General features: G+C 45.3%; 25 protein-coding genes. 18 read left to right on the top strand and 7 right to left on the bottom strand.

The window, feature by feature from the left end:
• Positions 1 to 91 precede the first annotated feature (91 nt).
• Complete coding sequence (typA, locus tag O3C58_01390; protein MDA0690517.1) at positions 92 to 1,921, bottom strand: translational GTPase TypA; 1,830 nt, start codon at positions 1,919 to 1,921, stop codon at positions 92 to 94.
• Positions 1,922 to 2,244: 323 nt separating this feature from the next.
• Here typA and O3C58_01385 point away from each other — a divergent pair, with 323 nt between their 5' ends.
• The 15 genes from O3C58_01385 to O3C58_01315 all read left to right on the top strand — a co-directional run bounded on the left by O3C58_01385 (position 2,245) and on the right by O3C58_01315 (position 13,026).
• A complete protein-coding gene (locus tag O3C58_01385; GenBank protein MDA0690516.1) occupies positions 2,245 to 2,391 on the top strand; it encodes a hypothetical protein in 147 nt (48 codons plus the stop codon).
• 135 nt (positions 2,392 to 2,526) lie between these two features.
• Positions 2,527 to 3,405, top strand: a complete 879-nt coding sequence (gene xerD, locus O3C58_01380; GenBank protein ID MDA0690515.1) for a site-specific tyrosine recombinase XerD — start codon at positions 2,527 to 2,529, stop codon at positions 3,403 to 3,405.
• 112 nt (positions 3,406 to 3,517) lie between these two features.
• The gene (locus tag O3C58_01375) at positions 3,518 to 4,060 is read left to right on the top strand and encodes a DUF177 domain-containing protein (protein ID MDA0690514.1); all 543 of its coding nucleotides are present in this window, start codon (positions 3,518 to 3,520) and stop codon (positions 4,058 to 4,060) included.
• Positions 4,061 to 4,074: 14 nt separating this feature from the next.
• The gene (gene rpmF / locus O3C58_01370; protein ID MDA0690513.1) at positions 4,075 to 4,257 is read left to right on the top strand and encodes a 50S ribosomal protein L32; all 183 of its coding nucleotides are present in this window, start codon (positions 4,075 to 4,077) and stop codon (positions 4,255 to 4,257) included.
• Positions 4,258 to 4,444: 187 nt separating this feature from the next.
• Positions 4,445 to 5,638 carry a phosphate acyltransferase PlsX gene (gene plsX / locus O3C58_01365; protein MDA0690512.1) on the top strand — a complete coding sequence of 398 codons (1,194 nt, stop codon included), beginning with the start codon at positions 4,445 to 4,447 and terminating at the stop codon, positions 5,636 to 5,638.
• 11 nt (positions 5,639 to 5,649) lie between these two features.
• Positions 5,650 to 6,651 carry a ketoacyl-ACP synthase III gene (locus tag O3C58_01360; protein ID MDA0690511.1) on the top strand — a complete coding sequence of 334 codons (1,002 nt, stop codon included), beginning with the start codon at positions 5,650 to 5,652 and terminating at the stop codon, positions 6,649 to 6,651.
• The gene (gene fabD, locus O3C58_01355; GenBank protein MDA0690510.1) at positions 6,645 to 7,589 is read left to right on the top strand and encodes an ACP S-malonyltransferase; all 945 of its coding nucleotides are present in this window, start codon (positions 6,645 to 6,647) and stop codon (positions 7,587 to 7,589) included. Before O3C58_01360 ends, fabD begins: the two co-directional genes overlap by 7 nt.
• A gap of 17 nt (positions 7,590 to 7,606) precedes the next feature.
• Positions 7,607 to 8,347, top strand: a complete 741-nt coding sequence (fabG, locus tag O3C58_01350) for a 3-oxoacyl-[acyl-carrier-protein] reductase (protein MDA0690509.1) — start codon at positions 7,607 to 7,609, stop codon at positions 8,345 to 8,347.
• Positions 8,348 to 8,370: 23 nt separating this feature from the next.
• Positions 8,371 to 8,604 (top strand): acyl carrier protein, encoded by a 234-nt coding sequence (gene acpP / locus O3C58_01345; GenBank protein MDA0690508.1) that lies wholly within the window; start codon positions 8,371 to 8,373, stop codon positions 8,602 to 8,604.
• A 28-nt stretch (positions 8,605 to 8,632) separates the two neighbouring features.
• Positions 8,633 to 9,871: a beta-ketoacyl-ACP synthase II gene (fabF, locus tag O3C58_01340; GenBank protein ID MDA0690507.1), complete on the top strand. Its 1,239-nt coding sequence runs from the start codon at positions 8,633 to 8,635 to the stop codon at positions 9,869 to 9,871.
• A 24-nt stretch (positions 9,872 to 9,895) separates the two neighbouring features.
• A complete protein-coding gene (gene rnc / locus O3C58_01335; protein MDA0690506.1) occupies positions 9,896 to 10,585 on the top strand; it encodes a ribonuclease III in 690 nt (229 codons plus the stop codon).
• A 43-nt stretch (positions 10,586 to 10,628) separates the two neighbouring features.
• Positions 10,629 to 10,871 (top strand): heat shock protein HspQ, encoded by a 243-nt coding sequence (gene hspQ / locus O3C58_01330; GenBank protein ID MDA0690505.1) that lies wholly within the window; start codon positions 10,629 to 10,631, stop codon positions 10,869 to 10,871.
• A gap of 109 nt (positions 10,872 to 10,980) precedes the next feature.
• Positions 10,981 to 11,358 (top strand): hypothetical protein, encoded by a 378-nt coding sequence (locus O3C58_01325; GenBank protein ID MDA0690504.1) that lies wholly within the window; start codon positions 10,981 to 10,983, stop codon positions 11,356 to 11,358.
• Between the two features lie 308 nt (positions 11,359 to 11,666).
• A complete protein-coding gene (locus O3C58_01320; protein ID MDA0690503.1) occupies positions 11,667 to 12,683 on the top strand; it encodes a radical SAM protein in 1,017 nt (338 codons plus the stop codon).
• A 58-nt stretch (positions 12,684 to 12,741) separates the two neighbouring features.
• Positions 12,742 to 13,026: an antibiotic biosynthesis monooxygenase gene (locus tag O3C58_01315; GenBank protein MDA0690502.1), complete on the top strand. Its 285-nt coding sequence runs from the start codon at positions 12,742 to 12,744 to the stop codon at positions 13,024 to 13,026.
• Positions 13,027 to 13,038: 12 nt separating this feature from the next.
• Here the strand turns inward: O3C58_01315 and O3C58_01310 are convergent, their stop codons facing one another.
• Entirely contained in the window at positions 13,039 to 13,260 is a 222-nt protein-coding gene (locus O3C58_01310; GenBank protein ID MDA0690501.1) for a hypothetical protein, read from the bottom strand.
• A gap of 135 nt (positions 13,261 to 13,395) precedes the next feature.
• Between O3C58_01310 and O3C58_01305 the strand changes: the two genes are divergently transcribed.
• The gene (locus tag O3C58_01305) at positions 13,396 to 13,644 is read left to right on the top strand and encodes a hypothetical protein (GenBank protein MDA0690500.1); all 249 of its coding nucleotides are present in this window, start codon (positions 13,396 to 13,398) and stop codon (positions 13,642 to 13,644) included.
• 4 nt (positions 13,645 to 13,648) lie between these two features.
• Here O3C58_01305 and mgtE read toward each other — a convergent pair whose 3' ends face one another.
• Entirely contained in the window at positions 13,649 to 15,001 is a 1,353-nt protein-coding gene (gene mgtE / locus O3C58_01300; protein ID MDA0690499.1) for a magnesium transporter, read from the bottom strand.
• Between the two features lie 93 nt (positions 15,002 to 15,094).
• Here mgtE and O3C58_01295 point away from each other — a divergent pair, with 93 nt between their 5' ends.
• Positions 15,095 to 15,334: a hypothetical protein gene (locus O3C58_01295; protein MDA0690498.1), complete on the top strand. Its 240-nt coding sequence runs from the start codon at positions 15,095 to 15,097 to the stop codon at positions 15,332 to 15,334.
• A 40-nt stretch (positions 15,335 to 15,374) separates the two neighbouring features.
• On the opposite strand, the gene O3C58_01290 is transcribed toward O3C58_01295, so the two are convergent.
• From O3C58_01290 to O3C58_01275, 4 genes are all read right to left on the bottom strand, one after another.
• On the bottom strand, positions 15,375 to 17,153 hold the full coding sequence (locus O3C58_01290) for a GAF domain-containing protein (protein ID MDA0690497.1): 1,779 nt from the start codon (positions 17,151 to 17,153) through the stop codon (positions 15,375 to 15,377).
• A 159-nt stretch (positions 17,154 to 17,312) separates the two neighbouring features.
• The gene (locus O3C58_01285; GenBank protein ID MDA0690496.1) at positions 17,313 to 18,116 is read right to left on the bottom strand and encodes a hypothetical protein; all 804 of its coding nucleotides are present in this window, start codon (positions 18,114 to 18,116) and stop codon (positions 17,313 to 17,315) included.
• A 35-nt stretch (positions 18,117 to 18,151) separates the two neighbouring features.
• Positions 18,152 to 18,712 (bottom strand): hypothetical protein, encoded by a 561-nt coding sequence (locus O3C58_01280; protein MDA0690495.1) that lies wholly within the window; start codon positions 18,710 to 18,712, stop codon positions 18,152 to 18,154.
• Between the two features lie 499 nt (positions 18,713 to 19,211).
• Positions 19,212 to 19,643, bottom strand: a complete 432-nt coding sequence (locus O3C58_01275) for an EVE domain-containing protein (GenBank protein MDA0690494.1) — start codon at positions 19,641 to 19,643, stop codon at positions 19,212 to 19,214.
• A 251-nt stretch (positions 19,644 to 19,894) separates the two neighbouring features.
• On the opposite strand from O3C58_01275, the gene O3C58_01270 reads away from it, so the two are divergent.
• Complete coding sequence (locus O3C58_01270) at positions 19,895 to 20,845, top strand: aldolase catalytic domain-containing protein (GenBank protein MDA0690493.1); 951 nt, start codon at positions 19,895 to 19,897, stop codon at positions 20,843 to 20,845.

The raw sequence follows: 20,845 nt of genomic DNA, 5'->3' as shown, positions 1-20,845 counted from the left end.
GCCACCGATATAAGAAATTCTTGTGCAATGTTCGATTTCCCGTAATAAACTAATTTTTAGAGGTGCCCTACAGATATTCAGATGGCCCGCCTCAGCCCACAGAGGCTGAGCCCGATCGGGAATTGCGTTTCCTGTCATTCTCATTCAAAAATCTTTTTCGCAAGCGGATACTCAGGGGAGTGATTTCCGCCAGCTCGTCCTCATTAAGAAAACCGAGTATTTGCTCCAGGCTCAAATTTCTTGGAGGTGTGAGGATGACATTCACATCCGACCCCGAAGCCCGCATGTTGGTCAACTTTTTTTCCTTGCAGACGTTAACGACAAGATCGTTGTCCCTGCTGTTTTCACCCACGAGCTGACCCGCATAGACCTGCTGTCCTGGGCCCACCATCAAGCTTCCCCGCTCCTGCAGGTTGAACAGGGAGAAAGCGGTGGTCTTGCCTGTTTCCAGGGATATCAGAGCGCCACTGATTCTTGAAGCGATTTCACCGCAGTAAGGAATATAATTGTGGAAATTCCGATTAATGATTCCCGTTCCCTTGGTCAGCGTCAGAAATTCCGAGCCGAAACCGAACAACCCGCGAGTAGGCACAACAAACTCCAGCCGCAACGAACCGTCTCCCACCTGAATCATATTTTTCAGAGAACTTTTTCTCTTGCCCATAGATTCCATAACGGTTCCCATATAGGCTTCTTCCATATCCAGGGTGACAAATTCTTCAGGTTCCAGTTTTTTCCCGTCTTCTATCTTCATGACCACTTCCGGTCGGGAAATGGAAAACTCGTAACCCTCGCGGCGCATGGTTTCAATGAGAATGGTCAGATGCAATTCGCCTCTGCCTGAAACTTTAAAGGTATCCTGCACATCCGTCACAGCAACCCTCAAAGAGACATTGGATTTGACCTCCCTGAACAAGCGGTCCCGCAATTGCCGGGAAGTTACGAATTTGCCTTCCTTGCCAGCGAAAGGCGAGGTGTTGGCCATAAAATTGATTGAAAGCGTCGGTTCATCGATTTCAATGACAGGAAGCGCCTCCGGATTGGCAGAGTCCGCTATGGTTTCACCGATATCAACCTCTTTCATCCCGGCGATTCCAACAATGTCCCCCATGATGGCGCTGGCTGACTCAACTTTTTGCAGGCCTTCGAAAGTCAACAACTTGGAAATCCTGAATTGTTCCATGTCCCCCGATCGTTTGATCAAGGTGTAACTGTTTTTCAGATTGACGCACCCGCGGGTTATTTTTCCAATAGCGATTCGTCCCAGATAATCGTTGTAATCAATCGAGGACACCAGCATCTGGAAAGAACCGGCAGGATCGCCATGCTCTTCACCGACTTTATCAACGATGAGGTCCAGCACAGGTTTCATGTCCTGGTCCGGATCGTTGGGTTGCAGCCGGGAAATTCCCTTCTTGGCGGAAGTGTAGATGATGGAAAAGTCCAACTGCTCATCAGTGGCATTCAAGCTCACGAATAAATCGAAGACCTGATTGACGACCCTTTCAGGATCGGCGCCTTCCCGATCAATTTTATTTACCACCACAATCGGACGCAGCCCCAGATCGAGCGATTTTTTGAGAACAAAGCGGGTTTGCGGCATCGGACCCTCGACCGCATCTACCAGAAGCAGAACCCCGTTGACCATTTTCAAGATACGTTCGACCTCGCCGCCAAAGTCCGCATGCCCAGGAGTGTCCACGATATTGATCTTGTAGCCCTTGTAACGGATGGACGCATTTTTGGAGAAAATGGTGATTCCGCGCTCACGTTCCAGCTCATTGCTGTCCATGATCAAGTCGCCCGTGACTTCATTGTCGCGAAACATGCCGCTCTGCCGTAACAGAGTATCAACCAGCGTGGTTTTGCCGTGATCGACGTGGGCGATGATACCTACATTGCGAATCTTATCTTGACTCATAATCTACAGATTTCCTTTACTTCAATTAGCTTCATTCCAAGTGGCTTCTCAGAGTGTTGAAACTGGTTGTTATTATTATTTATATCGCCCAAGGCCCTAAGAAAAACTCCAGCCTCCTTTTTTCTCACAAAAACATGAAGTTGGAAATAATGGCTTCAGGGTGGGAAAAGACACATACAGCAGAGAAACCTGCTGATTTTTAATGGGTGTCAGCAATAAATCAGGATGGACCTATCGCCACATAGGATAACAGAAAAAGGGGATTTTCCCAATACAGAATTTTAGCGGTGGGTAAGTTACTGAGTATAATATAGTTTTGAAGAATGGTTTTGATAGGAGATGTCGAAATTCCGTCGGATTATCAAGGTGTGGTTTTTACGCCGATGGATGACGCTGGAGCGTGGAAATTTGCGCTGGCTCATGAAATCAAACAGGCCGGTATAAATGTCGATTTGAACAAGTTGATATAGATATAAAAGGAATACACCTACCTTTGATTGAGTAGCTTCCCCCTAAGCCTTATACTATCCCATTAAAAAAATAGCATTTACTATTGATAGCCAGTATAATATCGAAGCTTCAATTACTAACGGTTTCAAAAGTTTATGTCCCCCATCCTCAAAGAATACACGGATTTCCTGAAAATCGAGAAACGCCATTCGCCGAATACGGTGGAGGCCTATGGCCGGGATATTTCCTGTTTCATCGCCTTCATCGGAGATTTGCCCCTGGCGACGGTGGATTCCACTCATATCCGCGAATTTCTTTTGAATTGCCGGGAAGAGGGGCAGGACTCCCGATCCACCGCCCGCTATTTATCCTCGCTGAAATCGTTTTTTAAATTTTTATGCGATGAGGATCATCTCAAAGACAATCCGGCTGAAATAATGGAATCGCCCAGAATATGGCGCAAGTTGCCGGGGTTTCTTTCTCTCGTTGACGTGGAAGCGCTACTGGCGGCTCCCGACCCGAAAACCCTGTTTGGCGTTCGCGATAAAGCCATGCTGGAGATTCTTTATGCCACGGGCCTTCGGGTTTCCGAATTGGTTTCCCTGAAGCTGGACGATGTTGACCTTGAGGTCGGGTTTCTTCGGTCGCTGGGAAAAGGCTCGAAGGAGAGGGTGGTTCCCATCGGTTCCGTCGCTCAGGAGGCGGTGCAAGACTATCTTTTAATGGCCAGGCGGCTCTTTCTTAAGGGAAACACGGCCCACGAGCTGTTCCTCACCCGGCGCGGCAGTAAAATGACTCGGCAAGGGTTCTGGAAAATCCTCAAAGCCTATGCCCTGAAAGCCAATATCAGCGCCAGCATCTCTCCGCACACGTTAAGGCACGCTTTTGCAACCCATCTGCTGGAGGGAGGAGCCGATTTGCGCTCTGTTCAGGAGATGCTTGGGCATGCGGATATTTCCACCACCCAGATTTACACCCATATTCTGGAGGAAAGAATGCGGGAAGTGCACGATCGATTTCATCCCAGGGCATGAGTGGCCATTCGGACCTTACATTTTTCTTGACTGGGTTTTTAATTGAAGCTAACATCGCTCTAAATATCCTCCCGTTGAAACTACGGATATGTAAAGCGTTATTGGGTTAGGTTTGATTGTATCTATGTATTTTGCCATTGATGATCTTAGGGGTGAAGCTTTAGAGTTCACGCAACGGGAGAAAAAAGAAGACTTTGAGGCCGCTCATCCGGAGTGCTCTTTAGTCACTGATATAGAAGTTGTAGGAACCCTGCGCAAAAGTGGCGTCGATGTTTATTTGTCCGGGGAGATACGGACGGAGCTGTTCGTAACATGCACCCGTTGCCTGGAACCTTTTAAGTTTCCGGTTAAATGTATGGTGACTGCGCGTTATGTCCCACAGTCCGAACCCGATAAAGAACATGCGGAAGTAGAGCTGGACGCTTCCGACATTGAGATTGAATATTACGACGATGGCAGGGTGGACATCACCCAATCGGTTTGCGACCAGATATTGTTGGAAGTGCCGCAGATTTGTTTGTGTGAGAAAGATTGCAAGGGGTTGTGCCCTGATTGTGGGGAAAATTTAAATCTGGGAGCGTGTGGTTGCGGCAATGAATCGTCGATTGATCCCAGGTTGGACATTTTAAAAACTTTAAAAGACAAGCTTAAGTGATTTAAGGAGAAATAATGCCTGTACCTAAGAAGAAGACATCGAAATCCAGACGGGGCCATCGCCGCTCGCACGACAAACTCGATTTTCCCTCCTTTGGGGAATGTTCGCAATGCCATGAAAATAAGCGGCCGCACCACATTTGCATGCACTGCGGGTATTATAAGGGAAAAGAAATCATGTCCATAGAGGCGGTTTAATTCGCCCGGTCCCGAAAAAACCATTCCTGATTCATTTGTGTTCAATGATCAATGAAATCATAAGAGCTGTTGGCAGTCTTCAATTTATTGAGATTAGTTTTCCTTACGACTTCATTGCCCCGGCAAATTAGTAATATTTTCCTCAGTTGATTCGCATCCGATATTGTACAGGGAGCATCCAAACAAAATGAAAATCGTTGTCGATGCAATGGGGGGCGATCATGCACCAGGGGCTATTGTGGAAGGAGCCGTCCTTGCCGCGAGGGAGTTTGGTGTAGAAATCATCCTCACTGGATTGGCCGATAAAGTTCAGGCCGAACTGGATAAATTCGAGGATCATACAAGCTTGCCCATTCGTGTCGTTCATGCTGAAGAAGTGGTTGAAATGCACGAAGTTCCCGCCAAGGCATTGCGGAGCAAAAAGAAATCGTCCATGAAAATCGGGATCGACCTGGTTAAAAACGGGGAGGCCGATGCCTTTGTCAGCGCTGGAAATACAGGCGCTGTTCTTGCCTACTGCACCGTCATCCTACGTCCGTTAAAAGGAGTGGACCGACCGGCGATTGCCGTTCGCCTTCCCACCCTGAAAGGCACGTCCATTTTATTGGATGCCGGAGCCAACGTGGATTGTAAAACTTCCCAATTATTTCAGTTTGCCATCATGGGCCATGTTTACGCGAAATATGTTCTTGGTAAAGAAGATCCCGGTGTCGGTTTGTTGAGCATTGGCGAGGAAGATGGCAAAGGCAACGAAATCACCAAAGAAGTTTTTCAGATGTTGAAGAAAAGCCATATCAACTTCATTGGCAATGTGGAAGGCAAGGAAGTATACCGAGGCAACGCCGATGTTATCGTCTGTGACGGGTTCACCGGCAATGTGGCGCTCAAGATCAGCGAAAGCCTGGCGGAAATGATTGGCACCAACTTAAAGCGCCTTTTTCAAACCAATTGGGCCAGTAAGTTGGGCTATTTTTTTATAAAACCGCATTTGGCCGAATTCAAAAAAAAGGTCGATCATTCAGAAACCGGGGGCGCTCCACTTTTAGGTATCAACGGCGTGTGCATTATTGCCCACGGAAGCTCTTCTCCCAAGGCAATCAAAAACGCCATCATCAGAGCTCAGGAATTGATCGAGAAAAAAGTCAATCAACATATTCAAGACGATATAGAGTTCAATCTTGAAGAGCGTAACAAAAAGGGAATCTGGAAACAAATCAAGACCATGGCCTTTGGTGAAGAAGGAGAAATTGACAAGGCAAATAATGCCTCTACATCAGAACCGGTTGACGCTTCTGAAAACAATTCTGCTTCATCAGAAAAACCGATCGAACCTTCTGCAAGTAATTCGGAATCGTCAGATTCAAAACCCAAAACAAAATAATAAAACCCCCGATGCCTGAAAATTTATTGTACCGGGCCATTATAACCGGAACAGGTTCTTACCTTCCAGAGAAGGTGTTGACCAATCAGGATCTGGAAAAAACACTGGATACCTCCGATGAATGGATCCGCACCCGTACGGGTATCAGCGAAAGAAGAATCGCTCATGAAAGCGAATCGGCATCGGTGCTTGCCGCTCATGCCGCACGAAAGGCACTGAAGGCCGCTGGTTTGGAAGCTGATGATCTTAATGTGATCATTGTTTGCACCTCCACGCCGGACCTTCTTTTTCCCGCCACAGCCTGCTTTGTACAAAAGGAACTTGGAGCCAGCAAATCGGCAGCGTTTGATGTCTCGGCGGTTTGCTCCGGGTTCGTTTACGGGCTTTCCATTGCCGAACAATATATCAAGAGCGGGCGTTACCAGCACATTCTGGTGGTAGGGAGCGAAGTCAATTCCCGGATAGTCGATTGGACGGACCGCAACACCTGTGTTCTTTTCGGAGATGGGGCAGGGGCCGTGGTGGTCAGTCGTAAAGCAGGGTCCGAGCCTTGTGGAGTCTTATCGTCGCACATTTATTCAGACGGAAATTTGTCGAATCTGATTGAAGTCCCAAAAGTTATCGGTCGTTCCCAGGCTTGCGGAGAGAACGGCACCCAGGATCATTTTTTCATCAAAATGGCGGGAGGCGCGACCTTTAAGGAGGCTGTAAAACGCATGACCGCAGTTTGCCTGGAAGCATTGGAGTATAACGGCCTCAGTAAAGAGGATGTTGACCTCGTAATTCCCCATCAGGCGAACAAAAGAATCATCGACGCGGTCACAGAAAAACTGCAAATTCCAGCGGAAAAAGTTTTTATGAATATCCATAAATATGGAAATACGTCGGCGGCTTCGATTCCGATAGCAATTAATGAGGCGAAAGAGTTGGGACGCATCCAACCTGGGTGTTTAATGTTAATGATGGTGGTTGGGTCGGGTTTGACTTGGGGAGCGGCGGTGATTCGATGGTAGGTATAGCATTTGTTTTTCCTGGGCAGGGATCTCAATTCGTGGGGATGGGTCAGAATTTTTATGATTCAATGCCCGAAGCCCGGAAGATGTATGAAGAAGCCAATGAAGTTTTGCGGAAAGATTTAAAATCCATTTGTTTCAATGGCCCTGATGAGACGTTGACGCTCACCGAAAACACTCAACCTGCCATCCTTGTACACAGTATAATAGCCTTGAAAATGCTAAGGGAACATGATATAGATTGCGTACTTGCGGCGGGGCATAGTTTGGGGGAATACTCAGCTTTGGTCGCAGCCGGGGCCATCAGTTTTAGGGATGCCGTTCGGTTAGTTTCTCTTCGCGGACGATTCATGCAAGAGGCGGTTCCCATTGGTGTCGGAGCGATGGCCGCAATCATTGGCCTGCCAGTGAATCAAATTCGCGAGCTCTGTGAAAAGGCCAGCCAAAATGGTCAGCTGGTTCAAGCGGCCAATCTGAACAGCCCCGAACAAACAGTTATTGCCGGGCATAAGGAGGCTGTGGAAAACGTGTGCCATGAGGCAAAAGAAGCGGGCGCAAAAAAAGCAGTGCTATTGCCCGTCAGCGCCCCCTTTCATTGCCCCTTGATGAAACCGGCCGAAATCAAACTGCAACAAGAGCTTGAAAAAACTGAATTTCAAGACCTGTCCTTTCCGGTTATCACCAACGTCGAGGCAAAACCCAACTCAAAAGGCGCTGAAGCAAAAGAGTCTTTAAGACAGCAGGTTTGTAGCCCTGTGAGATGGGCTGAGACCATGAAAACCATCACCGACCAAGGGATTCATACGGTGATTGAATTGGGTCCAGGAAAAGTTCTCTCAGGGTTGATGCGGCGATTTGATAAAAATATTAAATGCTATCAGGTGAATGACATCCGTTCTTTAGAAGAAACCGTTTCCGCCCTTAAAAAAAATGATTAAACGCGCAGGATGAATTAATGGAACTTAAAGATCGGTTGGCTTTGATCACAGGTGGGGCTCAGGGAATCGGGCTGACGATTGGAGAAGAACTTGCGAGCCAGGGAGCTCATGTTATTCTTGGTGATGTGAATCTGGAAGGTGCGCAGAAATCCGCTGATGAAATTATAAAAACCGGTGGGAAAGCATCGGCGGTCCGGTTGGATGTTTCCAATGCCCATGAAGTCCAGGAGGTTTTTGCTTCCATTACCAAGGAGCACAAACCTTTGGATATTCTGGTAAACAATGCGGGCATCACCCGCGATGGCTTGATGGTGCGAATGAAGGAAGCCGACTGGGATCTGGTTCTGTCCATAAACCTTAAAGGAAGTTTTCTTTGCAGTCAGCAGGCGGTTAAGCAAATGATGAAGGCAAAACAGGGAGCCATTGTTAATATTGCTTCCATAGTGGGTGTGATGGGGAATTTTGGTCAGGCGAATTATTCCGCTTCCAAAGCTGGATTGATCGGGTTGACCAAAACCACTGCCCGCGAATCTGCTGCCCGCGGGATAAGAGCGAACGCGGTGGCTCCGGGTTTTATTGATACCGAAATGACCAGGGTGCTTGATGAAAAAGTGAAACAGGAACTCATCAATCAAATCCCCCTGGCAAGATTGGGGTTGCCCCAGGACGTAGCACGTTGTGTAGGGTTTCTTGTGTCCGACCGGGCTAGTTATATTACCGGTCAGGTTATAAATGTCAATGGCGGCATGTTGATGTAATAATTTTTAGGAGTTTTAACGTTATGTCAGTTGAAGATAAAGTTAAAGAGATAATTGTTGACCAATTAGGTGTGGATGAAAAACAAGTTTCCCTGGATGCATCGTTTATTGATGATCTTGGGGCCGATTCCCTGGATACCGTCGAGTTAGTGATGGCTCTTGAAGAGGAATTTGATATCGAGATTCCTGATGAGGAAGCGGAAAAAATCGCCTCCGTTAAGAATGCCATTGATTATATAAAAAACCACACCAACTGATTTAATCAATTCTAATTTATTTGGCCTCATGAAAAAACGCGTTGTAGTGACTGGGATTGGGATCATCTCCCCTTTGGGAATTGGGCTTGAGAAAAACTGGGCGGCGGTGACCGAGGGGAAATCAGGCGTGGGTCTGATCACCAAGTTTGATACGGAATCTTTTCCCGTCAAGATTGCCGGCGAGGTCAAGGGTTTCGACCCTGAGGATTACATCAATCATAAAGATGTAAAGAAAATGGATACCTTTATCCATTATGCCCTGGTCTGTAGCCAAGAGGCCATGGCGGACTCGGGTTTCGAAGTCACGGAAGAAAACTCAGAAAGAATCGGAGTTCTTGTCGGGGTCGGAATGTGTGGTTTGCCTGCCATCGAGAAGTACCACGATATCTACAAAGAAAAAGGGGTAAAAAAAATCACCCCATTTTTCATTCCCATGTTGATCTCCAACCTGGCTTCTGGCCAGATTTCGATCCATTTTGGCACCAAAGGGCCCAACACATGTATTGTGACGGCTTGTGCCACTGGAACCCATTCCATCGGTGAGGCCGCTAGAATGATACAGTATGGGGACGTGGATGTCATGATTGCCGGAGGAACGGAATCCGTCATCACCCCTCTTGGAGTGGGAGGGTTCAGTGCGGCCAAAGCACTTTCCACCCGCAATGAGGATCCGCAAGGCGCCAGCCGTCCCTTCGAGCGTGACCGCGATGGATTTGTGATGGGAGAAGGCTGTGGTGTTGTTATCTTAGAAGAATTAGAAGCCGCTAAGAAAAGAGGCGCAAAAATTTACGGTGAGATCGCAGGTTACGGACTCAACAGCGATGCGTATCATATCACCGCGACCGATCCAGAAGGGAAGGGCGCTGCCCGCTGCATGGAACTGGCTATAAAAAACGGTGGCATCAACAAGGAGGACATCGGTTATGTCAACGCTCATGGAACCTCTACCGCCGCAGATGCGACTGAAACCACGGCGATTAAAAGCGTATTTGGTAAAGATGTCCATAAGTTGGCTGTCAGTTCAACGAAATCCATGACCGGACACCTTTTAGGCGCGGCAGGAGGGGTCGAAGCGATTTTTTCTCTCATGGCATTAAAACACGGCATTCTTCCGCCTACCATAAACCACACAACCCCGGATCCTCTGTGTGACTTGGATTATGTGCCCAACCAGGCGCGAGAGAAAGATATTAAATATGCTCTGTCCAATTCCTTCGGTTTTGGCGGTACCAACGGAGTTTTAATTTTCAAGAAGTGGTTGAATTAATTTTTACCGGGATTTACGTTTGCAATGGAAGCATTGGCAAAACTTCAGAAAGCCCTTGGTTACACTTTCAAGGAAATCAAACTTTTAAACAAAGCGATCACCCATAAATCCTACGTCAACGAAACGGGTGAAAGTCTCAAGCATAACGAACGATTTGAATTTCTTGGCGACTCCGTTCTCGACCTGGTTGTCAGCGATTATCTGGTTCGCAAATACAGCGATTACAGAGAAGGAACCCTTTCAAAAATCAGAGCCGCCGTTGTTAATGAAACCTGTCTGGCCGGTTTAGCCCGAAAATTGGATTTGGGCGCCTTCCTGCTTTTGGGAAGAGGAGAGGAAATGTCGGGCGGGAGAAATAAAGCATCCCTTCTGGCAAATGCCTATGAAGCCGTTGCTGGGGCCATTTATTGTGACAGCAATTTGGAGACAGCGGCGAGTGTACTGCTTCCGCAAATAAAAAATGAAATAACTAAGTTTATCGACAACCGGGAGTCCCGGGATTACAAAAGTGACTTGCAGGAATACACCCAGAATAAGTTTTTTTGTATTCCCATTTACAAAGTACTTCGTGAAACCGGTCCGGACCATGAAAAACAGTTTGAAATTATTGTTTCCGCAAAAGATGAAAATATGGGAAAAGGAATGGGGCGAAGTAAAAAAGAAGCCGAGCAGGCCGCCGCCAAAATGGCTTTAGATAAATACCATAAACAATGAATTGATTTCGCATCTGAACTGAGAGGATAGGAGATTAATTTCCATGAGCGCAACAAAAGCTAAATTTTGTATTGGGCACCTCATTCATCACAAACATTTTGACTACAGGGGAATCATTGTAGGCGTGGACCTGGAGTTTAAAAATACAGATGAATGGTACGATAAAATGGCCAAAAGCCGACCCCCCAAGGATCAGCCCTGGTATCATGTTCGCGTTCACAATGGCGCCAACCATACCTACGTTGCCGAACGTAATCTCGAAGTCGATCAAATCATTTTGAACTGACTGAGATTGGCACTGGAATATCAGCGGGTTGACAGGATATTAAAAATAATTGTTGCAGGATGGTTTAAAGCTCCGGTACGTTCAGGAGCTTTTGCTTTTTGGGGAACCTATGGACAGAGCAGAATTTGATAAATTATGGTTCACGGGCAATGTCAAAATCGTCGTCGATGATAAGAAAGCATTCGTGACGGTCTGGAAAGGCCATTTGGGTAAGGGTAAAAAACTGTCTCTGATTATTAGGGGATCTTTTGCCCTCATGCTGGCAAGCCTCGGAATATTTATCATGACGAAGGTTCAATTTGCCCTGAGCCCGGTGGAGATTGGGTTTTCCTGGTGGGGCTTGGTGCTGTTTCTCCTGGCCTCAGGCATTCCCTTCCTGATGAAAAATTCCGCCGCTCAGGCAGTAAAAAACAAAATCATCCGCGATCCTGAGTTTTATACACAGGCACAGGAGATGGAATTGTTTGTGACTGAGGAGTATTATTAGAAAAAAATTAGCAGAGATTTTAGGTCGTCATTACGAGCGTAGCGAAGAAATTCAGAAAACCACAAAGGACTCTGGATTTACCCCTTCGGGGCATGAAGGCAAAGGTGAAATATCACATACCCCTTCGGGGCATGAAGGCTTGGGAATATTATAACGTCCGTGCCAATTTAGCGGCTCGCGGTGACGAGTTCGTCTTTTTTCTTTTAGCGTTAGCAAATGATGGAAGAATAAATATAAAAATTCGTTAGAGAGGAATGAAGAGTGCCAGGGTTGGAAGTAATCGCTAATTTAATTGATTTAACTGCGACATGAAAACCAAAACCCACATGATCCTGCCGGTGTTCATCCCTCATTTGGGGTGCCCGTACCGTTGTGTCTTTTGCAACCAGACGGACATTACGGGAAGTCATGAAAAGGCCGATGAAAAGAAGGTGCTCGATACGCTTAATACGTATTTGGGCAATAAAGCGTTGAGCGAGCTTCCGCTCAATCGGGAGGTTGCGTTTTACGGAGGCAGTTTTACCGGGTTGCCACCTCAAAGGCAGGAGAGTTTACTGGATCTGGTCGCCCCCTGGATTCAGCAGGGGTTAGTGAGTTCCATTCGTTTGTCCACGCACCCGCTATTTATTGATGACGATCGATTGGCGCTGTTGAAGAAGTACGATGTCAAAACGATAGAACTTGGGATACAATCCACCGATCAAAACGTTCTTCAGCATTCCGGGCGACCCTGTACCCTGGAAACTATTGTGTCCGCCGCTGAATTGATCAAAAAGAATGGCTTTCGGCTGGGACTGCAATTGATGCCGGGACTACCGGGGGACACGGATCAAACCTTTCAAAAATCCGTGGATGACACTCTCAACTTGAACCCGGATTTTGTGCGTTTGTATCCCACACTGGTGATTCGCCACACAGAATTATTTCAGATGTATGAAGAGGGCAAGTTCGTTCCCTGGAGTTTGGAACGTACGCTTGAAAATCTCAAGACGGCGGTCATAAAGTACCGGCAAAATGAAATTTCCGTAATTCGCATGGGACTGCACCCCGACCCTTCCATGCTTGAAAATTATGTGGATGGGCCTTATCATCCTTCTTTGCGTTATCTGGTGGATTGTCGCATTGGCCTGGATGAAATGATCGAACAAATAAAAGGGTTTGATGGATTGACCGATACGGTTAAATTCAAATTCCCATCCCGGTCAACATCCATTTATATCGGCCACAAACGTGAAAATTTACAAAAACTGAAAGAAATGTTTCATTTGGAAAATATAATCATGCAACCGGATAATGATTGTGATCAATTACAACTCATTGCCTGATCCGGCTCCCAAAAGCTAATAAACAGTTTGCTCGATCTTACGAAAGGATATTTATACTATGGTCACCATTGGAATGAATTATAAAATGATTCCCGGCAAGGAAAAAGTATTCGAGGATGCTTTTACCAATGTCTTAAAAGTTATGAACGAGATGGAAGGGCATTCCGAATCATTTTTGTATAAGGACATTAATGATCCGCAATCGTATCTCATCGTTTCCGACTGGAGTTCGGAAGAAGCGTTTAACGGGTTTATTCAGTCGGAAAAATTTAAGAACGTCGTCAACTGGGGAAAAGAGAACATTCTTGCGGGAAGGCCTTCTCATACAGTGTATAAAAAATAAGCTGCGGTAGGTTTACGATTCGTCAACCGTTGATATAGGCGTATGTTCATACTCCCCGTTTTTGATACATCGGACCACTTTTTTATGGAAGTGTTCCGAGTCGTGGGGTAGATGATCTTCTGGACGCCAGCGAATCTTTACTATTTTCCCATCGGGATGGGGAGTGATCTGGGTGATTTCCCCGGTATTTCTTGACATGGGTTCAAACAGGACGTCTCCGATTTGCAGTTTCACAGGTTGCCTCAATTTAGGGGAAGGATTTCATCTGGATTGATTATAATACCGTTGAATTTTAAAAAAGCAGAGATTTCTTTTAATAGTGGCCACCGCTTTTTCCATTTTCAATAAATTCTTATGTTGGAGTAGTTTATGTTGGATTATATTCTCATGTCACCCATGTACCCGACCATGACTTCCGGGAAAATTGACAAGTACCTGGTTCGTCAGGGAGATAAAGTGGTCAAGGGAACGGCTGTGGCTGAAATCACCGCTGAAGGTTATTTTACCCTTTTGTCGGAAATGGAAGGGATCATCAAAGAGTTTTATGTCTCCGAAGGAGATTATGTGGAGATAGATACCCCTCTGATTGAGATAGAAGTTCCTGACCCCCAGGGATAATTGCTCAGACCAGAGAGAAAAACACGCTTGCGGTTGCCAGGTAAATGGTCAGGCCCAGAATATCATTTAAAACAATGACCATCGGCCCGGTGCTGATGGCGGGATCAATTCCCGCCTTTAAAAAGAAGATGGGCGTTAAAGACCCCAGCAGGCTGGATAGACTCACTGCCATAATGATTCCCAACCCTACCGTGAGACCCAGGAGGGGACTGATCTGGATCAATGTCCGGGAAGAGGCGGTTAATACCACTCCGCACAGCACCCCGAAGATAAGCCCGTTAATACATCCAACGGCCAGTTCGCTACGCACCACGCGTTTGAGATTGTCTTCCTGGATATCTCCGGTGGCCATTCCACGGACAATAACCGTCGCCCCCTGGATCGCTACGTTTCCTGATAGGCCGATCACAAAAGGAATGAACAGGATGATCGTTGAAAATTCTACAAGCGAGTGCTGATAGCTGCTCATAATAAAAGCGCTGAACAGCCCTCCTAAGAATGTGGTGAATAACCAGGGAGCCCGGGTCCAGATTTTTTTGCCGATTTTCCTGGCAAACGGGTCCATTTTAGCCGTACCCACCATGGTGAATATGTCTTCGCTGGCAATATCCTGAATAGAGCGAATGACGTCATCGAAGGTCACCACACCCTGAATCACATTTTTTTCATTGACCACAGGTATGGAGCTTAAGTGCTCATGGTCCATCATATTTGCCACCTTGTCGCAGGGGTCCGTTAACAGGACCTTGGGAGTCTCTTTTCTCATAAACTCTGTGGGATGGGCGATTGCAGGAACATTCAACAGGTCCAGTAATTTAAAATACCCCAATAACTCTTTTTTCCTGCTCAGGACATAAAAGTAAGGCGCCGCTTCCTGACCTCGGTTCCGCTTGAGTTGCATCAGGATATCTGCGGCGGTTTGCTCCTCATAAACTCCGTGGAAGGAGGTTTCCATCAATCCCCCCGCAGTTTCCTCCCCGTAGGAGATCAAATCTTTTATGACATTGGCTTCTCGGAGCGGAATTTTCTCCAGAATTTCATCCCGGGTTTCCTCAGGATGCTCCATGAGAAGGTCCGTGGCTTCATCCTCCGGCATGTCTCCGAGCAATTTGGCCAGATAGTCAGGGTCCAGGGATTGTAGAATTTCCAGACGACTGTCCCGATCGGTTTCATAAAGCAACTCCTGGCGTTTTATATCACTTTCCAGCAGGTGGAAAATACGGATTTTGTCTTCTTGGGAGAATTCGTGGAAACGGCGGGCTATTTCAAAATGATCAATCTCGTCAAGTCGCGATTGAATTTCCTGGCGTGAAAGAGTAGGGTCATTCAAAAAAATATTTATAGTTTCAACAGACATGATTTTTTAATACCATATTGAAGCCAAAAGGCTTACTTTATAAAAGTTGTATTGGTTTAGTGTCAGTTTTTTACATTATTACGGTGAGGAACCATGGTCTTAAATATTTCACATGAAGACAAGAAAAAATATGACGAGGGATTAAAAAATCGTAAAACCCGTGTGCGAGTAAAACGCTCTTCCCTCATTTCCGAAAAATCAAAAACCGCGGCCTTCAAACAGTTCGATAAAATGTCTGGATCGGACATGAAGAATGATATTCAAGTCGATGTTCATGTAAAAATGAACGATAACTTCATGCGTACCGGCCCCTATAGTCCGAAAAAAAAATAAACCCGGCTGGGCAGAACGTGGAGGAAATCTGTTTAGAACTTCAAACCGCTTCCTTGGATAGTTTTAAAATTGGTAGCAGAACTTTTAACGGTTCCTGTGAAACGGAGCTTGATGTGTTATTTTTTGGGTTGGCATTTAAAAGAGATAATTTCTCGGACTTCTGCTGAAAATCAGGTTCGTGTTTCCTTTTATACTCTTCATAAACCCGCTCTTCAATGAACAACTCAACCAGGTCCGGGTCCAACTTCCCTTCTTTTGCCATTGCTCTCAAAATGTCGTGAACATTGCACAAACTGAGTACAGGTTTGTAAGGGCGGTCTGAAGCCGTCAACGCTTCGGCAATGTCAGTCACCGCCATTAATTTACCCTCGAAAGGAATTTCATCGCCTTTCAACCCCAAGGGGTATCCGCTACCATCGATGCATTCATGATGCGCCGCCGCAAAATGAGGAATATTTTTAATTTTCTTGGTGAACGGAATCTGTTGAAGCATCTTTAGAGTTATGAATGCGTGCTCCTTGATTTTATTCCGCTCCCGCTGGTTAATACTTCCTTTACGAATGGATAAATTTTCCAGCTCATCCGCCGTGAGGTAGGGTTGAGGCGTTCCATCTTCGCCCTGATAGGTCATCTTCCCGATGGCATTCAGCCGTTCTACTTTTTCTTGCTCAAGATATTGACTGGGCTCATTGCAGTCGCGAAGAAATTGACGGATTTCAGTGATTTCTTCCATTCGGATCTTGGTTTCTTCCTCCACTCTTCCCAACTCAATCCCATCGGCGTTTTTTTGAATCCATTTGATCTTTTTCTCCAGGCCCTCCCTTTGAGCCCTTTCCAGCAAAAATAGCATTCTGAGGTCAATGAGGTGTATGCGGTCAAAGATGGTTTGTAATTTTGTGGACTTTTCCATGATCTCAACCGGGGTGGTCACCTTGCCAATATCATGCATCCAGGCGGCAATCCGCAATTCACGCATGGACTCGCTATCGAAGAACACATCCTTGAAACAACCCTCATTTTTTCGATGAATGACCTCTGCCATGGTCAGAGTTAAATGGGCCACCCTGCGGATATGACCGCCGGTGTTGGGTGATTTTTCATCAATGGCCGTGGCCATCACCTTCACGAAAGCTTCAAACAGGTTCTCCATATTATTGATCAAATTTATTTTTGATATGGAAATGGCGGCCTGTGAGGCCAGACCTTCAGTCAGGTTTTCGCAGTCTGCTGAAAAGGGCACAACCTGACTGGTATCTGCATGCCTGGCGTTGAGAAGTTGCAAGACGCCGATGATGTCGTCGTCGTGATTTTTCAATAAGACCACCAGCATGGATTGGGTCCTGTAGCCGGTGGCTCGGTCAAAATTCTTAGGATCGGTAAAATCAAACAGGGTTGTATCGTAAACGTCGGGGATGTTTACTGAGATTCCGTTCAAGGCCACAAAAGCGGAAACATTTGATTCCTTTAATTCAACCGGAGGAAAGGGGATGGCATCGCCATTTTTTCCTCCCATGCGAATATTCAGGCTGTCGTTTTGGACGATTTTAAAACGGAGCTGATTCCCTTCCAGGATATACAGGGTTCCGGCATCGGCATTGGTAAAGTTTCTTGCCTGATCGACGATCATTTCCAATAGAACGTTGATATCGGTAACACTCGACAATGCCCGGCCAATATCAGAAAGTTTCCGAATCTGGGAATGCAGGCGGTCCGCGTAATTCTTCACATCCTGAACAACACTGCCTAGTAAATTATTCAGAGCTTCATCATAGGACGACGGCGACGAAGGACTGAAAGTAGGTTTCGTTTCTTTCTTCAATACAATGATCCGAGTTAGACTTTTAATTTGGTGTGTGTTGAAGTATAAAACAAAACCAATTAAAATTCATAACCCCTTTAATTACAAGAGGTAAATGTTTTTCGGATGCATCGAGAAACCCTGAGTTATCGCAAGTTATCTTTTCAAGTTAAAAAAAAATTACAAATAATCTTTGAGGAGGAGGGGGGAATCCGTGTGCCAGATTTTCTTTCCGCAAACGTTTACAAATACGGGGTCTTTTGATTGAAACAGCTCGAGGTGCGATTGGTAGAGGTCTTCCTGTTTGGTTCTTGCATCTCCATAGGCTTCTTTTTCCTCTTTGAAGATGCCTTCCTCAAATTCTTTGATGCCATCCTTCGAGCTTTTGTTGGCAAAATAAGATTTGAGCAGGGGGTCCTTCAAATTTTCAGGATTTTTAGCCGCCTTTCTAAGAAGAAGTTTGATCCCACGGGAAGAAGTCGATTCGAATAGGCCGGCACGAATGCAGACATGCTTCGATTTCCCTGGTTCCACGGTCCATTTTTCGATGGCCTCCTTGGAATATCCCATAGCTCCATAGGTTGCCAGCTGATGGCGAATCACATAGAAAGTGGAATAGGCCACGATGGTATCGATATCGAGTTGCTTTTCGAGGTTTAGAATTGGAAGAAACGATAAATTATTGGATTTATCAATTTGTTCCTGCGTGGCTTCTTTGATCGGGGTTCCCACATCGCCAAGGGCCGTGGCATAAAACATCGTGTCGAATTTCCCTGAACTTATGGTCTTTATGGAGTCAATGCAGTTGGGGTCGTTGATGTCGCCGAAGATGGTGTGATCGACATCATCAATTTGAAAGCCGGGAATTTCCTTGCCGTACCAATTGCCAACAATCACAGCGTCTTTTCCATGTATCTTGCGGACTGCCTGGATAGCTGCGGTTCCCATGACTCCGGTTGCCCCAATAACCAAATAATTCCCCATTTTGCTCCTCCAATATTTTATTTGTATCTAAAAATTTAAGAACCACCGTGGTTTTCATCGACATCCCAATAAGGTATTTGGGATTCTTCAAAATTTGCCTGGGTCAAGTAAGAGTCGTTGATAAAAAAATCATCTATTTCCTGCCCCAGAGAGATGGTCCTAGAAAACATAGGTTCAAATTGGTTCTGATTTTTAAATTCTGTGAACAGAGACCGATATTTCACGATTAAGACGCTAGAACCCAAGATTGATGTTTTTATTTTGCTTAACTCTAAAACTCTATTACTGTTTTTAAGGGCAACTTTTGTATATTCCAACCAATCTTCGATTTGCTTTTTGGGATTTCCCAAGACGGTATGCAGGGATTTAAATTTATCTTCCCCCAGCTCAGAAAGTTTTCTGGAGACATAGCTTGCCAGTTCGTTTAAAGGAACCCCTGACCTGGTTTCACACAGATAGGTGAGAGTGGCAATCAGTTTATTTATTTTGGAATCGACTTCAATGGCTCTTGATGAATGACGGCCCATGGAGGGTATTTTTGAAAATATTCCCCAAATACCTCCCTCGATTTGCACATCATCTCTATCTTTTTTCAAGGGCTTTATGAGATTCAGGCAACTGGCGGAATCGTCTTGCGCATTACTATCAGCAACAGGAAACCCAAGGGTGAAAACTAAAAGTATCAGGATAAGAATTATCCTAATCAATTTAGTTTCCGCTCATATGCGCATCAGAGGAGTCCGCTCCAGACAAGTGATCCGTAGATGTTTCATCGCCGCTAATGTGTTCGTCCTGACTCTGTTCCGCTGCGGGAGCGGTTGAAACCGGTGAACTCTTTTTTGCGTCCTCGGAGCACCCACTCGAAAACAGGAAACCAAGATAAAGTAAAATAATTAGGAATTTAGTCATATATATAACCACTGGAAGGAGGATTGAGCACCAATTTATACCGCAACATGGCTTTAGTCAATGGGATTTTCCCAAGACCGAATACGCATATGAACTTATTGGAGCTTCCAAAAATATTCGTTAAATTTCAAACGAAACAATGTTTTCGAACTTCATAGCATGCGGAGTGGAAATCTTAAAAAGGTGTTAGTTCTTAGAACTTCTTTTGAATTTAGTATTTCCTAAGTTTAGGATGATTTGGAAATCCGCTTCCGTTAAGGGGGTTACTGACAGGCGCGATTGTTTAACAAGGGCGATGGATTGAAGATCAGGGTGAGCTTTGATTTCACCCAGAGTGACCGGCCTGCTCATCGTCACTTCCGGTTTCAAATTTACCACCACCCAACGGGTGTCATCGGTCGTGGGGTCCTGATATGCCGTTTTTGTGACCTCCGCGATTCCCTTGATCTCTTTTCCAACCACACTGTGATAAAAAAGAACGAGATCCCCTTTTTTCATCGCTTGCAGGTTATTGCGAGCCTGATAGTTTCTCACACCATCCCAGTAGGTTTCTCCATCCTGAACAAATTGCTCCCAGCTATATTTTGAGGGTTCTTGTTTTACCAGCCAATAGTTCATAACTTCACCTGTCTGTATTAAAAGAGAGTTGTTGAAAAATGTTAAATACTTTAACTCCGGCCCTTAAGTTCCGTCCAGGGATATCATTTTAAAACTAAATCTCAGAAAAAAAAGAGGTTAAAAGGAAATTTTGTTGATAATTGGATTGACCCAAAGATTTAATCAAAATATAATCAATGAATTCAATAAATATTATAACCCATGCAAACCAACCCTTGTCCGGGGAGTTTTCTTCCAGGGGAGTTTTTAATATGTACCGTAAAGAAATCAAAGTATTAGATTGTACCATCCGTGATGGTGGTTTGATGAATAATCACCTGTTTGAAGATGATTTGGTCCGCCGTGTATTTCAGGCCGTGAATAATTCTGGAGTGGATTATATTGAACTGGGTTATAAAGCCGACGAAAAACAATTCAATAGAGAAGAATTCGGGCCCATGAAGTTTTGCTCGGAAAAGGATCTCGAGCGAGTTGTCGGAGATACTGAAAAAAAATGTAAAATTTCCGTCATGGCAGATATCGGCCGCTTTGATCCCGCAGAAATTTTACCTGCCAGCGAAAGTTATGTCGATATGATGCGCGTTGCCTCCTATGTCAAAGACATCGACAAAGCCATTGATCTGGTTAATACTCTAAAATCCAAGGGGTATGAAACAACCATCAACATCATGGCCGTATCCCATGCCCGTGAACGTGAATTGGATGAAGCGCTTGAACAAGTGGAAAAAGAAAGTGAAGTCGATGTTGTTTACCTCGTGGATAGTTTCGGCGCCCTTTATTCAGAACAAATAGCCTACCTTGCAAAGAAATATAGAGATATTTTAAAGACCCGCGAATTAGGCATACACGCTCATAATAATCAGCAATTGGCATTCGCTAACACCATTGAGGCTATCATTCAAAATATCAATTACCTGGATGGAACCATTTTAGGTATAGGGCGTGCCGCTGGAAACTGTCCTCTCGAGTTGATTTTAGGATTTTTGAAAAATCCGAAATTTAATATTCGCCCGATTCTTAAAGTTCTGGAGACGGATTTTGTCAAACTGCAACAGGAAATAGAGTGGGGCTATAACATTCCTTATATGATAACCGGTGTGTTGGATGTACACCCCAGAGCGGCAATGAAACTGAGAAAATCTGAAAGTAAGGACGATTATCTCAGTTTTTATGAAAAATTAACCAATGAAGCTGCTATCTAA

This window comes from Nitrospinota bacterium (assembly GCA_027619975.1).
Lineage (GTDB): Bacteria > Nitrospinota > Nitrospinia > Nitrospinales > VA-1 > JADFGI01.
This window is presented reverse-complemented; position numbering and strand designations above follow the sequence as displayed.

What these genes read in the sequence shown, in the direction of transcription:
- fabD (MDA0690510.1), top strand. Translation starts at nt 6,645, where the DNA reads ATGGTAGGTATAGCATTTGTTTTTCCTGGGCAGGGATCTCAATTCGTG.
- xerD (MDA0690515.1), top strand. Translation starts at nt 2,527, where the DNA reads ATGTCCCCCATCCTCAAAGAATACACGGATTTCCTGAAAATCGAGAAA.
- O3C58_01285 (MDA0690496.1), bottom strand. Translation starts at nt 18,116, where the DNA reads ATGGGGAATTATTTGGTTATTGGGGCAACCGGAGTCATGGGAACCGCA.
- O3C58_01305 (MDA0690500.1), top strand. Translation starts at nt 13,396, where the DNA reads ATGTTGGATTATATTCTCATGTCACCCATGTACCCGACCATGACTTCC.
- typA (MDA0690517.1), bottom strand. Translation starts at nt 1,921, where the DNA reads ATGAGTCAAGATAAGATTCGCAATGTAGGTATCATCGCCCACGTCGAT.
- O3C58_01315 (MDA0690502.1), top strand. Translation starts at nt 12,742, where the DNA reads ATGGTCACCATTGGAATGAATTATAAAATGATTCCCGGCAAGGAAAAA.
- fabF (MDA0690507.1), top strand. Translation starts at nt 8,633, where the DNA reads ATGAAAAAACGCGTTGTAGTGACTGGGATTGGGATCATCTCCCCTTTG.
- O3C58_01360 (MDA0690511.1), top strand. Translation starts at nt 5,650, where the DNA reads ATGCCTGAAAATTTATTGTACCGGGCCATTATAACCGGAACAGGTTCT.
- rnc (MDA0690506.1), top strand. Translation starts at nt 9,896, where the DNA reads ATGGAAGCATTGGCAAAACTTCAGAAAGCCCTTGGTTACACTTTCAAG.
- rpmF (MDA0690513.1), top strand. Translation starts at nt 4,075, where the DNA reads ATGCCTGTACCTAAGAAGAAGACATCGAAATCCAGACGGGGCCATCGC.
- O3C58_01270 (MDA0690493.1), top strand. Translation starts at nt 19,895, where the DNA reads ATGTACCGTAAAGAAATCAAAGTATTAGATTGTACCATCCGTGATGGT.
- O3C58_01325 (MDA0690504.1), top strand. Translation starts at nt 10,981, where the DNA reads ATGGACAGAGCAGAATTTGATAAATTATGGTTCACGGGCAATGTCAAA.
- fabG (MDA0690509.1), top strand. Translation starts at nt 7,607, where the DNA reads ATGGAACTTAAAGATCGGTTGGCTTTGATCACAGGTGGGGCTCAGGGA.
- O3C58_01275 (MDA0690494.1), bottom strand. Translation starts at nt 19,643, where the DNA reads ATGAACTATTGGCTGGTAAAACAAGAACCCTCAAAATATAGCTGGGAG.
- plsX (MDA0690512.1), top strand. Translation starts at nt 4,445, where the DNA reads ATGAAAATCGTTGTCGATGCAATGGGGGGCGATCATGCACCAGGGGCT.
- O3C58_01385 (MDA0690516.1), top strand. Translation starts at nt 2,245, where the DNA reads ATGGTTTTGATAGGAGATGTCGAAATTCCGTCGGATTATCAAGGTGTG.
- O3C58_01320 (MDA0690503.1), top strand. Translation starts at nt 11,667, where the DNA reads ATGAAAACCAAAACCCACATGATCCTGCCGGTGTTCATCCCTCATTTG.
- hspQ (MDA0690505.1), top strand. Translation starts at nt 10,629, where the DNA reads ATGAGCGCAACAAAAGCTAAATTTTGTATTGGGCACCTCATTCATCAC.
- acpP (MDA0690508.1), top strand. Translation starts at nt 8,371, where the DNA reads ATGTCAGTTGAAGATAAAGTTAAAGAGATAATTGTTGACCAATTAGGT.
- mgtE (MDA0690499.1), bottom strand. Translation starts at nt 15,001, where the DNA reads ATGTCTGTTGAAACTATAAATATTTTTTTGAATGACCCTACTCTTTCA.
- O3C58_01295 (MDA0690498.1), top strand. Translation starts at nt 15,095, where the DNA reads ATGGTCTTAAATATTTCACATGAAGACAAGAAAAAATATGACGAGGGA.